The organism is Pseudomonas sp. URMO17WK12:I6 (assembly GCF_003253625.1).
Taxonomy (GTDB): domain Bacteria; phylum Pseudomonadota; class Gammaproteobacteria; order Pseudomonadales; family Pseudomonadaceae; genus Aquipseudomonas.
Map to the genome: position 1 here is coordinate 108,036 of NZ_QKYZ01000017.1, position 13,624 is coordinate 121,659.

At 60.4% G+C, this 13,624-nt stretch carries 8 protein-coding genes; 6 read left to right on the forward strand and 2 right to left on the reverse strand.

What is annotated here, in order from left to right:
* Positions 1–111: 111 nt before the first annotated feature.
* Together F475_RS25030 and F475_RS25035 are read left to right on the forward strand one after the other, a co-directional pair.
* Positions 112–771 (forward strand): response regulator transcription factor, encoded by a 660-nt coding sequence (locus F475_RS25030; RefSeq protein ID WP_111454957.1) that lies wholly within the window; start codon positions 112–114, stop codon positions 769–771.
* Positions 768–2,108: an ATP-binding protein gene (locus F475_RS25035; RefSeq protein WP_111454959.1), complete on the forward strand. Its 1,341-nt coding sequence runs from the start codon at positions 768–770 to the stop codon at positions 2,106–2,108. The genes F475_RS25030 and F475_RS25035 overlap by 4 nt, the downstream gene beginning before the upstream one ends.
* Positions 2,109–2,226: 118 nt before the next feature.
* Here F475_RS25035 and F475_RS25040 read toward each other — a convergent pair whose 3' ends face one another.
* A complete protein-coding gene (locus F475_RS25040) occupies positions 2,227–2,892 on the reverse strand; it encodes a bifunctional 2-polyprenyl-6-hydroxyphenol methylase/3-demethylubiquinol 3-O-methyltransferase UbiG (RefSeq protein ID WP_111454961.1) in 666 nt (221 codons plus the stop codon).
* Between the two features lie 188 nt (positions 2,893–3,080).
* Between F475_RS25040 and F475_RS25045 the strand changes: the two genes are divergently transcribed.
* The 4 genes from F475_RS25045 (at position 3,081) to F475_RS25065 (ending at position 8,872) form a co-directional block, all read left to right on the forward strand.
* Positions 3,081–4,859, forward strand: coding sequence for a type I secretion system permease/ATPase (locus tag F475_RS25045; RefSeq protein ID WP_111454962.1), 1,779 nt, complete (start codon positions 3,081–3,083; stop codon positions 4,857–4,859).
* Positions 4,837–6,150 carry an HlyD family type I secretion periplasmic adaptor subunit gene (locus F475_RS25050; RefSeq protein ID WP_018927963.1) on the forward strand — a complete coding sequence of 438 codons (1,314 nt, stop codon included), beginning with the start codon at positions 4,837–4,839 and terminating at the stop codon, positions 6,148–6,150. Before F475_RS25045 ends, F475_RS25050 begins: the two co-directional genes overlap by 23 nt.
* A gap of 2 nt (positions 6,151–6,152) precedes the next feature.
* A complete protein-coding gene (locus F475_RS25055) occupies positions 6,153–7,532 on the forward strand; it encodes a TolC family outer membrane protein (protein ID WP_018927964.1) in 1,380 nt (459 codons plus the stop codon).
* A gap of 623 nt (positions 7,533–8,155) precedes the next feature.
* Positions 8,156–8,872: a LuxR C-terminal-related transcriptional regulator gene (locus F475_RS25065; protein ID WP_026286568.1), complete on the forward strand. Its 717-nt coding sequence runs from the start codon at positions 8,156–8,158 to the stop codon at positions 8,870–8,872.
* Between the two features lie 117 nt (positions 8,873–8,989).
* On the opposite strand, the gene F475_RS30865 is transcribed toward F475_RS25065, so the two are convergent.
* A partial coding sequence (locus F475_RS30865; protein WP_256597243.1) for a DUF5801 repeats-in-toxin domain-containing protein occupies positions 8,990–13,624 on the reverse strand: 4,635 nt, incomplete at its 5' end.

Here is a 13,624-nt window from a genome sequence, read left to right on the forward strand (position 1 = left end):
GCAACCTGAAGCGCAGTAAAAATCATCGACAGAGGAACTCACCTGAGTCTTCAGATTTACGTCAGGTAAGACGATTAAGGTGCTGCACGATAACCATCAAGGAGGTGCCAGATGCGGGTTTTATTGGTCGAGGACGCACCGGGGTTGGGGGAGGCGGTGCGCGAACAGATCGCCGATGACGGCCACGCCGTCGATTGGGTGCAGCGCCTGGAGCATGCGCGCAACAGTGTGCGCACTACCCCTTACGACCTGATCCTGCTTGACCTGATGTTGCCGGACGGTCGCGGGCTGGATTTTTTGCGTCAGCAGCGTTCCGCAGGGGATGCAACGCCGGTGATCATCCTGACTGCCCAGGATCAGATATCCGATCGTATCGCCGGCCTCAATGCCGGGGCCGATGATTATCTGGTCAAACCGTTCGACCTGTTTGAACTTTCGGCCCGTGTGGCTGCTGTGGCTCGCCGTTATAGTGGCAACCCCAACCCGCAGATCAAACTCGGCGAATTGCAGATCGATATGAGTGCCCGTACGGTGCAGCGGGCCGGTGCGACTGTGGACCTCACGGCGCGGGAGTGGGCGCTGTTCGAGGCATTTGTCCAGCGCCCCAGCGCACTGCTGTCCAAGGCGCAGCTCGAAGAACGGTTGTACGCTTTCGGTGCCGAAATCGAGAGCAACACAATCGAGGTCTATATCAGCCGGTTGCGTAAGAAACTCGGGCGCGACCTGATTGAAACCGTGCGCGGCATGGGCTACCGGTTGACGTCCGCATGAAGTCGTCCAGCCTGCAAAAACGTCTCGGCGTGGGCTTGACCCTGGGCATGACCTTGCTTTGGCTGGGGGCGACCGTCGGCGCCTGGCTGGTGGTGCAACATGAGTTGAATGAGGCATTCGACAGCGCGCTGGAAGAGACGGCGCAACGCATGCTGCCCCTGGTCGTACTGGAAATCAGCAATCGGGAAAAGCCCGATGAGACACACCACGTGGCCCCCCTCACAATGCACAAGGAATACCTGACCTATCTGGTGCGCGATGCGAGGGGCAAGATCCTGATGCAATCCCACGACGCCAACCCGAATATCTTCAACAAACAACCGACCGAAGGTTTCTCCACCACTGAAAAATACCGTCTGTATGGCGCCAGTGCGTTGCGGGAAACGCTGTTCATTGAAATCGCCGAGCCCCTTGGCCATCGCCGTGAGGCTGCGCGGGAAGCCTTGTTTGCCTTGCTGATGCCGCTATTGGCGCTGATTCCCATCAGCCTGTTGGGCACCTGGTTATTCGTGCGCATCAGCCTGCGCAGCGTATTGGCCTATCGTCGAGCGGTGGAGGCCCGTGGGGTGGGTGATCTGTCGCCGATCAAAACGTCGCGCCTGCCGGCCGAAATCGATCCGCTGGCTGACGCGGTCAACCATCTGCTGGAGCGTTTGCGCAAGGCCCTGGAGGCCGAGCGTAGTTTTACCGCCAATAGCGCTCATGAACTGCGCACGCCACTGGCCGCTACCCTGGCGCAGGTCCAGCGGCTGCGTCACGAAGCGCCCGAAGGCCCGTTGCGAGTGCGCGCGGCAAAGATCGAAAACTCGTTGCGCGAGTTGGCGCGGCTCTCGGAAAAGCTCATGCAACTGGCCAAGGCCGAAGGCGGTGGGCTGCTGTCCGAAACGCCCCAGGATCTCGTTCCGTTGCTGGTCCATGTGGTTGATGAGTGGAACCATAGCAGCGCTCGCCACATCGAGCTGCAGCTGCCAACCCAGGCCTGCGTGTACTCGGTCATTGATCCAGACGCTTTCGGTATTCTGTTGCGCAACCTGATCGAGAATGCGCTGAAGTACGGTGCGATGGATCAACCGATCGAAGTCAGTCTGACCGACCAGGCGTTGCTACGGGTGGTCAACGGTGGCCCGGTGGTGCCGGAGCCCGTGTTGCAGCACCTGACCGAGCGTTTTGTGCGCGGTCACAGTGAAGCCAGCGGGTCAGGGTTGGGGTTGGCGATTGCCAAAACCATTGTGCAGGGGGTCAACGCGCGAATGATGCTGGTGTCGCCGGCAACAGGTCGACAGGATGGATTCGAAGTCTGCGTCTGGTTACCGCTCGTGTCCGCTGTCGAAGGCTGAGGGCATGCTTGGCATGTGCTAACTGTTCGCCACTATTTTCTCTGGCTGCCCATGAACGAGGAGAGTCCGGGCAGAATTACAGCACCGATCTCAGACCAGGTTGACATGCGTAAAAGCGTTATCGCTCAGCCACCAACAACAACGACTGCGGCACCGGACTTTGCGGGTGCTGCGGCTCCTGCAGGGCGGCCAGCCGAAAACCGGCCATGTCCAGGGCGTTGAGCCAACTGGACAAGGTGCGCGAGTACCACGGCATGGGTTGCCACTGCCCCTTGAACCCGGCGAAGGTCTCTTCCCGCCAACCGTCCTGATAGTTGCCCGCCGCCGCAGTCCACGGATGCAGCGTCTGGATCACCAGCGCGCCGCCGGGGGCGAGCAGGGCGTTCATGGCGGCGAGCAAGGGGATGATGTCCTGGTGCAGCAGGGCGAAGTTGGCGCAGATCAGGTCGTAGTCACTGCCGATGTCCACCTTGGCCTCTACCAACTCGTCATAGCTCGCCAAATGCACCCGCGAAGAGCCCGCCGCCCGTGCTGCTTCGACCAGTGTCGCATCGCCATCCACACCGACCGCCTCGATGGCCCGCTCAGCCAGCGCACGCAACAGCCAGCCCTCGCCGCAGCCCAGGTCGAGCACGCGCTCGGGTTGGCGGCCCAGTATCGCCAGCAGGATTGCCTGGTCGGTGACCTTGAGGCGGCTTTCGATGGTGCCGGTGCGGATAGCCTCGATCCAGGGCTTGGCGTTGTGGTGCCAGCTCTGGAGGAGGGTGGATTCGGGGGCGGGCATTTTGATGTCCAGAGTAATGGGGTGGATGGAAGGATAGGACAAGTGCGGGGCCTTGTTGGGGAAAGAGCTGAACCGGGGCAATTGCAGGGATAAAACTCGTGTGCCTTTGACGGTCTGTCGATTGCTACACACAGTCGTTCGGCATGATCTAAGCTCCTCAAGGTATGACTTTCCGAGCAGGGGTTTCCATGCGAAACACACCTGAAAACAGTCTGAAAATAGCGTTGAAAGCCTGTAGAGACAGCTTTGTTTCTGTTGGCTTTTTCAGCTTTTTCATCAACGCGCTGATGCTCGTTCCTACCTTCTATATGCTTCAGGTGTATGGACGAGTGGTCACCAGCGGAAGTCTGACGACCCTGGCGATGCTGACGCTGATCATGACCGGGTTGGTGGTCACACTCGGTTCCCTGGAATGGGTGCGTTCACGCATCATGGTTCGGGTCAGTACCCGGCTGGATGTGTTGCTGAGTCGCCAGGTCTATAAGGCCAGTTTCAAACGGGCGCTGGAAAGTGGCGGCATGGATGCCTCGGCCCAGTCACTCAACGACTTGACGGGCTTGAGACAGTTTCTCTCCGGTAATGGATTGTTCGCCTTTTTTGATGCGCCCTGGTTGCCTATCTATGTCGCTGTGATGTTCATGTTCCATCCCTGGTATGGCTGGGTAGCGGTGGGCAGTGCGTTGTTGTTGTTATTTCTCGCATTTCTCAATGAGAGGTTGACGGGGCCGGCACTTGCCCAGGCCAACAAGGAACATATCAGCGCGACGCTCCACACCACGAAAAATCTGCGCAACGCTGAAGTCATCGAGTCCATGGGCATGCTTGAAACCCTGATGGACCGGTGGGGGCGTCGCCAAAGACATGTCCTGATGCTGCAGTCCGGGGCGAGTGATAGAGGTGGCATCATCAGCACGCTTTCCAGGTCCTTCCGGATCCTGGTGCAATCGCTGATCCTGGGGCTGGGGGCGTACCTGACCGTGGATCACCAGGTGGGGCCAGGCATGGTGTTTGCCGGGTCCGTGCTGCTAGGGCGCGCATTGGCTCCCATCGATCTGATCATTGGCAGCTGGAAGGGCTTTATTGCGGCCCGCTCGCAGTACCGCCGTCTCAACGACATCCTCGATAAACAGCTGGCTCAGCCCGAGCGTATGTCATTGCCTGCGCCTCAGGGGCATGTGCAGGTGGAGAATCTGATCGTTGCGGCACCTGGCTCGAAAACCCCGATCATCAAAAATATGAGTTTCAGCGTACCTGCCGGCAGCATTATCGGAATCATCGGTCCAAGTGCGGCGGGCAAGTCCACCCTGGCCAGGGCACTGATGGGAGTATGGGCGCCGCAGCATGGGGTGGTCCGGCTTGATGGCGCAGACATCAGCGCGTGGGACAAACATGAACTTGGGCCGTACATAGGCTACTTGCCCCAGGACATTGAATTATTCGAAGGCAGCGTCAGCGAGAACATTGCCCGCTTCGCCGAGGTCGACTCCGAGAAAGTCGTTCTGGCGGCCAAGTCCGCCGGGGTTCACGAAATGATTCTGCTGTTGCCCGATGGCTATGACACCGTCATTGGCAGCGATGGCGTCATGCTGTCGGGAGGGCAGCGCCAACGCATCGGCCTGGCCCGTGCCCTGTATGGCAACCCGCGGCTGATTATCCTCGACGAGCCCAATTCCAATCTCGACGAAGTCGGTGATCGTGCCCTGGCGGTGGCCATCCAGCAGCTCAAGCTGACAGGTGCAACCGTTTTTGTGATTACCCACCGAACCAACATTGTGTCCCAACTTGACCGGCTGATGGTGATGAGTGATGGCGCCATCAGTCTCTATGGACCACGCGAACAAGTGCTGGCCGAACTCGCGCAGCGGGCACAAAAGCACGCCACGCAAGCAGGCGCAAGCGTGGCTTCGGTGGCTACTCGCAAGGGTGATGCCGATGAACAGTACGATGCTCAGTCGTCAAACAGATAACTTCGCCGACCTGGCGGTCTCTGATCGAAAGATCCGTCGCCTGGGTTTTGGCATTTTATTGATGACCTTCGGGGTGTTCGGCACCTGGGCGGCGGTCGCACCGATCGATGGCGCGGCTTACGCGCCTGGTGTGGTCACCGTGCAGGCTTATCGGAAAACGGTACAACACCTCGAAGGTGGCATCGTCAAAGAGGTGTTGGCCCATGACGGTGACATCGTCAAGCAGGATGACCCGCTGATTATTCTCGATGATGCCCAGCTGCGATCCGAATACGAGATGACCCGAAGCCAGCTCATTGCCGCCAGAGCCATGGAGGCAAGACTCAAGGCTGAGCGGGACAATCTGCCAGTCATTGGCTTTGACGTCATGACCGATGCCGACAGTCTGCGAGGTGCCGAGGCGCGCCAGGGCGAGACCCAGGTATTCAACGCACGACGGGGGTCACGGTTGGGCCAGATATCGGTGCTGCAAGAGCGCATTGGTCAGTTGAATCAACAGATCAAGGGGCTGGAGGCGATGATCGGGGTCAAGAGCCAACTGAATAAATCCTACAGCGGTGAAATCGTTGAATTGACAGACATGTTGTCACAAGGGTTCGTCGACAAACAACGCCTGCTTGAGCAGCAGCGCAAGCTTGAAATGGTCAAGTCCGAATTGGCCGACCATCGTTCGACCATCACCAGGACGCGCCTGCAGATCAATGAAACACAGCTGCAGATTCTACAAGTCGATAAAGACTTCAATGCCGATGTCGCCAAACAATTGGCCGATGTCCAGACCAAAATCTACGACCTGCAAGAGAAGGCTTCCGCCCTGGAAGACCGGCTCAGCCATATCATCATCCGCGCACCCGAATCGGGCATGGTGATCGGCATGACGGTGCACACGATTGGCGGCGTCGTGCGCTCGGCGACGCCTTTGCTGGACATCGTTCCCTCGGTTTCTGAACTGGTCATAGAGGCCCAGGTGGCGCCGGTCGATATCGATCGCATCGCCATCGGCAAGCGTGCCGATATCCGTTTCGGCGCGTTCAACAGTGCGACCACGCCGGTGATCCAGGGCGAGGTCATCAGTGTCTCGGCGGACCGGCTGGTCAACGAAAAGACCGGGACTCCCTATTACCTGGCGCGGGTCCGGGTCACCGAAGCCGGCGTGCGCGCCTTGGGTGATCGCAAATTACTGCCAGGGATGCCTGCGGACGTGTTGATCATCACGGGGCAACGCACGCTGTTGCAATACCTTCTGCAGCCGGCCCGCAATGTCATCTCTCAAGCGTTGATCGAGGAGTGATCATGCGAGCGTCGACAGTTCTGCTGGGCGGGGCGTTCATGTTTGCCGCGGGTGCCGTTCTGGCGCAAACCACTGAAGCAAAGCCGACCGGGGTCAGTGCCTCGACTTACTCCACTGATCTCATGCAGTTGTACCGCGAGGCCCGGCTGGAAGACCCGCGAGTGTTGGCCTCGTATGCGCGAGCGAAGGCGGGCGAGGAACATCAGCGCGAGGCCCTGGGCTCGCTGTTACCACAGGTATCGCTCAACGCCGGGCAGAACCGGATTCATCAGGAGAGCGACCTGGTGCAGCGCAGTTACGACAGCGAAATCTACAGCCTGGTGCTGCGTCAGTACCTCTACAACAAGGCCGCGTGGGAGAACTACCAAAGATTCAAAAGCCTGGCCAAGCAAACCGAATCAGAAGCGCAGGAGGCCCAGGCCGAGGCTACAGTGGATCTCGCCCAGCGTTACTTCGCCGCATTGGCGGCCGAGGATGAACTGGAGTTGGTAAAGGCGGAGCGTCAAACCACGCAAAAGAGCCTGGACAGGGTCAATGCGTTGTACGAAAAGCAGCTGGCAATGATTACCGATCAGCTCGACCTCAAGGCCCGGGTCGATTTGCTGGCGGCGCAGGAACTGGATGCCCAGAACCAGGCCAGTATCACTCGCGAGGCATTGGCGGAGATCGTCGGCCGGCCAGTCAAGGAGAAGCTCAACCGGATTCGCGATGACGTGCAACTACAGGTGTCGACGCAGAGTCTTGAAACGTGGGTTCGCGAGGGTATAGCGCAAAACCCGGCGCTCAAGGCCAACGAAAGTGGTGTCGAGGCCGCAGGCGCTGCGTTGCGCGGCGGCAAGGGCGGACACTATCCGACCGTGAGCCTGTCTCTGAGCGCGCAACAGACCAACGAGGGCTACAACAACTCCCTGGCGCCGCGTACCGACAGTTATGTCGCCGGTATTGGCGTGCAAGTGCCGATATACAGCGGTGGTTCAACCTCGGCGCGGGTGCGGGGGCTCTACCAGGATCAGATTGTGGCGGAGCAGCAACTGGAAGCAGTCCAGCGCCAGGTGGTCAAGGAGATCACCACCGCTTACCTGACGGCCAACTCGAGCGCAGAAAAGATCAGTGCGAGCCGGCATGCCCTGGCCTCGGCACAGCTGTCCAGAGTGGCGGCAGAGAAAGGACTCAGTTACGGAATGGTCAATGCCGTCGATGTACTGACCAGTGTACGCAACGAATTCCGGGCTCGTCGTGATCTGCTCAAGACCCAATACGACTTCGTCACCAATGTCTTCACGCTCAATCGCTGGGCGGGCAAGCCGCCTGTCGAGAGTGTCGAAAACGTCAATGCCTGGCTGAGCCCCCGCAGCTCCAGCCAAAAACTCACATCCCCCTGAACTTGCCAGCAATACCGCCGTTGTAGACCCTCCACGCCAGGCTGGTTTTTCAGTGCCTGCCCACGGCCTGGGGCCGGCTTTTGGGTGGCTCGGCGAGGTGGGTTTCGCCGATAAATTGACGCTGGTTTTATTGTCGTGCTTTTCTGCACGCCACTCGTCGGTTAATTGACGATTTTGATCGGGGCAGACTTCAGCCGCAGGTCGCCGGTGGCGAGCCTAAGACCTTGATTTTCTAGGGGAGATGGCACCGTTGGGAACATCAGCCGGGCTATCCGCATGAGGCTGAGTCGACGACTGGCGGATGGCTGGGCTGGCAGCGCGCCGAGCTGGCCTAGACTCAGTTGAGCGGTTCGCAGGAGCACTTCATCAAGCGCAAACTATTGATGATTATTCCTATTTTTGTTGTTTCGATGGCTTTTGCCCGGCTTCTGGGAACGTCCGCAATCCCTGCCGGTGCAACGGGTGGAAGTGTCCCCCAGGGTTAATACCCGGGCGGGCACTGTCAAGGCCTGTCGGCGCTCGTATCTGTCCGTCAATCGTGAAGGACAGGTGAATGAGCTGCTGATCCAGGAAGGCCAACGGGTGGAGGCCATCGTTCATTTTTCAAGGGAGTCAGGACGGTAATGACGACCCAAATAAAACCAATAAGCGTGATGCTGATCGACTGTCGTCCTCTTGTTCTTATGGGCCTTCAAGACTTGATCAATGCCCGCAAGCCTCAGATGGAAGTGAGCGGGCAGGCCACCACCTATACCAAAGCGCTGGATCTTGCCGATCAGTTGCGTCCCGATGTCATTTTTTTCAGTTTCTTTCCGGATGCGCTGAACCCATTGGCGGTCGTCGCGGGGCTCGCCCGCAGCGCCGAAATGAAAGTCCTGGTGCTCAAGAGCCTGTACGAAACCGTCCCTGTTGCCCAGGCGATAGAGGCGGGCGCACGCGGCGTCGTGCTGGCGGAAGACCCGACGGAATCGATCATCCGAGCCATCATCCAGGTCCACCATCGCGACATCGGGCTGGATAGAGCCTGGGTCGGTGGGCTTTCCGACTATGCCGCGACCGGGCATATACCTTTGAAATGCAATTCGGAGCAGGCGAAACAGGCGCGGCTGACGCTGCGTGAAAAGGAACTGATTCGCGCCATCGTGGGGGATCCGTCTGCCAAATACATGTGCATCGCCGGGCGCCTGGGTATCAGCGAGCACACCGTGCACAATCACCTCAGTAACATTTATCAAAAGCTTAATCTCGTTAACCGGATCGACTTGCTGATATACGCACAGAAGCACGGGCTCACCAACAACGAAGAACCGCCCGAGTCCACTTGGGTGCAACTGCGCTGAATTTCTTCGGGGCGCCCAGCCGTCACTGTGTCGCCGTTCGTGAGCCTCATATCAGACCTGTAAGGCATGCGAGGGTGGTTTCTCACCACCCTCGCATTCTTTTACGCGTGCGCTTCCTCAGGCGCTGCCATGGACAATGTCGGTATTCAGGAGATCGACCCCGACCAAGGTGATGGTCGTGATTTGTCCGCCCGTTTCGGCAATCGTCACGACGCTGTTAGCGCCGCTGTTGTCGATCGACTGGACAACGGAGCTTTGGTCGCCGTTGAGCACCAGCGTGTCGCGCAGCCCTGCGCTCGCATCGAAGCCGGTGACCTGGTACTTGTTCTGGGTGAATGACAAGTCGACGTTGAAGGCATCCCGCACACCGGCCGTGCCAGCCAGCGTGAAGTCGAAGGTGGTGCCCAAGTCGTTGGCGAACAGGTTGGCGTTGAAACCACTCGTCGCCGAGTCCCCATCCTTGTCCGTCAGCGTCGCGTTGAACGCCAGCTTGATATCACTGGCCATGTTCTCGGTCTGCTGAATGAACTGGATCACCGGGATCTTGACATCGCCTCGGCCCATCGTGAGCTGAACCGCGTCAATCAGCAGCGAGCCTTCCTTTTGAACGAGGAAGGACACTTGTCCGCCGGCTTCTGGCGTCAGAGTGTTCACCTCGGTGAGGGCCGAAAACGTGCCATTCTCGTAGTAGATCCGGTAGTACAGGTCCTCGGTCGCCGTGTTGTACCCCCCCACGGAGTTGTCGATGAAAATCTTCATCCCCGTCAGCAGGCTTTCCGGATTGATCACGAAACTTTCATCGGCGGAGCTGATGGCCGCCAGGCTGTCTCCCTGGAGAAGGTTATTGCCGACGCCGATGCCGGACGTGCTGACGTTCATGGCCGCCGGGTCGATGTACGACGGCAGCGGGGTGGTCTGTAGCTGGGCTTCGGTGGGGTCGGGTTTACCGACCCCGATACCGGGAAGGATGTCCGAAGGCGACGCCGTTGCCTTGGCGGAAAAGAACACAATCTCCTCGGATGGCGAAGGAATCGTCGGCGGATTCTGCGCCGGGATCAGCAAGGTGCGCACCGGATCCGGGCCGCCGGCACTGAGCGAGCCGTCGGCACTGCTGAGCACGATCGTCGAACTGAAGCCTTGCACCAGGTCCAGTGTGTAGCTGCCATTGGTGTAGGCGGTCAGCGTGTAGTCGACGCTGGTATTTGCCGTGGAGGCGTTGTTGTCGAAATCGCCGGTCAACGTGCCTGCGAAATGGTAGGCGCCGTTGGCATCCGGTGAGGGTGACTGCTCGGTGAGCGTGCCGGTGCCGGTGGTGGTCGTGTTGTCTGGCCGGACGAGGGTGAATTGGTTATTCACCAACGAAATATCCAGCCCGGTTGCACCCAGCCCGTCGGCTCCGTTCGAGTGATCCCAGTACCCTGTTTGTGGAAGGATACTACCGGTCCCGATCAGGTTGCCGAAGGCAAGTGTAGGGCCGTCGTCCTTGAACACCAGGTTCTGCCCTATGTTCAGGGTCGCCTGGGCGCTGTCGCCGTCCCCATCGGTCTTGGTCGCTATCAGCGTCACCAGGTTGTCCGCCGACAGCGTCGTCGAATCATCGGGATTGCTGGCGTTGGGATGCACCACGGCACGGAGCTGGTCGAGGGTGACGTCGCCATTGGCGGCGACGCTGGCCGTGAACACCAGCAAGTTGCTGGTGGCCGTGCGGCCTTCGACCACGCCGCCGTTGAGCGACAGGTTCACCGCCTGGCCGCTGGCCGTGTCGGTCAGCCCGGAGGCCCCCACCACCACGCCCAGCGCATAGGTCAGCGTGCCGGCGCCATCGGCGCCAAACGCGGAGGTGAAGTTAGCCGCGAAGCTCTTGGTATCGTTGGTCGCCAGCACCGTCTCGTCGACCGTCAGTGTCGGCTCCGTGCCGGTGGTGCTGATGCTCGGTCCGTCGTCCTTGAACACCAGGTTTTGTCCGATGTTCAGGCTCGCCTGGGCGCTGTCGCCGTCCTTATCGGTCTTGGTCGCCGTCAGGGTTACCAGGTTGTCCGCGGTCAGGGTCTTCGAATCATCGGGATTGGTCGTGACGGGATGCACCACGGCCCGGAGTTGGTCGAGGGTGACGTCGCCGTTGGCGGCCACGCTGACCGTGAATACCAGATCGTTGCTAATCGCCGTGTGGCCTTCGACCACGCCACCGTTGAGCGACAAGTTGACCGCCTGGCCCGTGGCCGTGTCCACCAGCCCGGAACCGCCCGCGACCACGCCCAGCGCATAGGTCAGGGTACCGGCACCGTCAGCGCCAAACGCCGAGGTGAAGTTAGCCGCGAAGCTCTTGGTATCGTTGGTCGCCAGTACCGTTTCGTCGACCGTCAGGATTGGCTCGGTGCCGGTGGTGCTGATGCTGGGGGCGTCATCCTTGAATACCAGGTTCTGGCCGATGTTGAGCGTTGCCTGGGCGCTGTCGCCATCACCATCGGTCTTGGTTGCTGTCAGCGTGACCAAAGTGTCCGCAGTCAGGGTCTTCGAATCATCCGGATTGGTCGCGTCGGGATGCACCACGGCGCGGATCTGGTCGAGGGTGACGTCGCCATTGGCGGCGACGCTGACCGTGAACACCAGCAGGTTGCTGGTGGCCGTGCGACCTTCGACCACTGCGCCGTTGAGCGACAGGTTCACCGCTTCACCGGTGGCCGTATCGGTCAGCCCTGAGCCTCCCGCGACCACGCCCAGGGCATAGGTCAGCGTGCCGGCGCCATCGGCGCCAAACGATGAGGTGAAGTTGGCGGCAAAGCTCTTGGTATCGTTGGTCGCCAGCACCGTTTCGTCGACCGTCAGCGTTGGCTCGGTGCCGGTGGTGCTGATGCTTGGCCCGTCATCCTTGAACACCAGGTTCTGGCCGATGTTGAGGGTGGCCTGGGCGATGTCGCCGTCCTTGTCGGTCTTGGTCGCCGTCAGGGTCACCAGATCGTCCGAGGTCAGGCTCGTCGAGTCATCGGGATTGGTCGTGACGGAATGCACCACAGCGCGGATCTGGTCGAGGGTGACGTCGCCATTAGCGGCGACACTGACCGTGAACACCAGGTCGTTGCTAATCGCCGTGTGGCCTTCCACCACGCCGCCGTTGAGCGACAGGTTGACTGCCTGGCCCGTGGCCGTATCCGTCAGCCCGGAGCCGCCCGCGACCACGCCCAGCGCATAGGTCAGGGTGCCGGCACCGTCGGCGCCAAACGCCGAGGTGAAGTTGGCGGCAAAGCTCTTGGTATCGTTGGTCGCCAGTACCGTTTCGTCCACTGTCAGCGTCGGTTCTGTACCGGTGGTGCTGATACTTGGCCCGTCGTCCTTGAACACCAGGTTCTGGCCGATGTTGAGGGTGGCCTGGGCGCTGTCGCCGTCCTTATCGGTCTTGGTCGCTGTGAGCGTCACCAGGCTGTCCGAAGTCAGCGTTTTCGAATCATCCGGATTGCTTGCGTCGGAATGCACCACGGCCCGGAGTTGGTCGAGGGTGACGTCACCGTTGGCGGCGACGCTGACCGTGAATACCAGATCGTTGCTCGTCGCCGTGCGGCCTTCCACTACGCCGCCGTTAACCGACAAATTCACCGCTTGGCCGGTGGCGGTGTCGGTCAGCCCGGAGCCTCCCGCCACCACGCCCAGGGCATAGGTCAGCGTACCCGCACCGTCAGCGCCAAACGCCGAGGTGAAGTTGGCGGCAAAGCTCTTGGTATCGTTGGTCGCCAGCACCGTCTCATCGACCGTCAGTGTCGGCTCGGTGCCGGTGGTGCTGATGCTCGGCCCGTCGTCCTTGAACACCAGGTTCTGGCCGATGTTGAGGGTGGCCTGGGCGCTGTCGCCGTCCTTGTCGGTTTTGGTTGCCGTCAGGGTCACCAGATTGTCCGCGGTCAGCGTTTTCGAATCATCGGGATTGGTGGTATCGGGATGCACCACGGCCCGGATCTGGTCCAGGGTGACGTCACCGTTGGCGGCGACACTGACGGTGAACACCAGCAGGTTGGTGGTGGCCGTGTGGCCTTCCACCACGCCGCCATTGAGCGACAGGTTCACCGCCTCGCCCGTGGCTGTGTCCACCAGCCCTGAGGCTCCCACCACCACGCCCAGCGCATAAGTCAGGGTGCCGGCTCCATCAGCGCCATACGCCGAGGTGAAGTTAGCGGCAAAGTTCTGGGTGGCGTTGGTCGCCAGCACCGTTTCGTCGACTGTCAGCGTTGGCTCGGTGCCGGTGGTGCTGATGCTGGGGGCGTCATCCTTGAACACCAGGTTCTGCCCGATATTGAGGGTGGCATGGACGCTGTCGCCGTCCCCATCGGTCTTGGTCGCCGTCAGTGTCACCAGGCTGTCCGAGGTCAGGGTCTTCGAATCATCGGGATTGGTCGCGTCGGGATGCACCACGGCGCGGATCTGGTCGAGGGTGACGTCGCCATTGGCGGCGACGCTGACGGTGAACACCAGCAGGTTGCTGGTGGCGGTGCGGCCTTCGACCACGGTGCCGTTGAGCGACAGGTTGACTGCCTCACCGGTGGCCGTGTCGGTCAGCCCGGAGCCACCCGCGACCACGCCCAGGGCATAGGTCAGCGTGCCCGCACCGTCAGCGCCAAACGCCGACGTGAAGTTGGCGGCAAAGCTCTTGGTATCGTTGGTCGCCAGTACCGTTTCGTCCACCGTCAGGGTCGGTTCCGTGCCGGTGGTGCTGATGCTCGGCCCATCATCCTCGAAGATCATCTTGGAGCCGATTTCGGCGGTTGA

Excerpts from the sequence above, each read along its gene's own strand:
- F475_RS25030 (WP_111454957.1), top strand. The coding sequence starts at position 112 with ATGCGGGTTTTATTGGTCGAGGACGCACCGGGGTTGGGGGAGGCGGTG.
- F475_RS25035 (WP_111454959.1), top strand. The coding sequence starts at position 768 with ATGAAGTCGTCCAGCCTGCAAAAACGTCTCGGCGTGGGCTTGACCCTG.
- F475_RS25040 (WP_111454961.1), bottom strand. The coding sequence starts at position 2,892 with ATGCCCGCCCCCGAATCCACCCTCCTCCAGAGCTGGCACCACAACGCC.
- F475_RS25045 (WP_111454962.1), top strand. The coding sequence starts at position 3,081 with ATGCGAAACACACCTGAAAACAGTCTGAAAATAGCGTTGAAAGCCTGT.
- F475_RS25050 (WP_018927963.1), top strand. The coding sequence starts at position 4,837 with ATGCTCAGTCGTCAAACAGATAACTTCGCCGACCTGGCGGTCTCTGAT.
- F475_RS25055 (WP_018927964.1), top strand. The coding sequence starts at position 6,153 with ATGCGAGCGTCGACAGTTCTGCTGGGCGGGGCGTTCATGTTTGCCGCG.
- F475_RS25065 (WP_026286568.1), top strand. The coding sequence starts at position 8,156 with ATGACGACCCAAATAAAACCAATAAGCGTGATGCTGATCGACTGTCGT.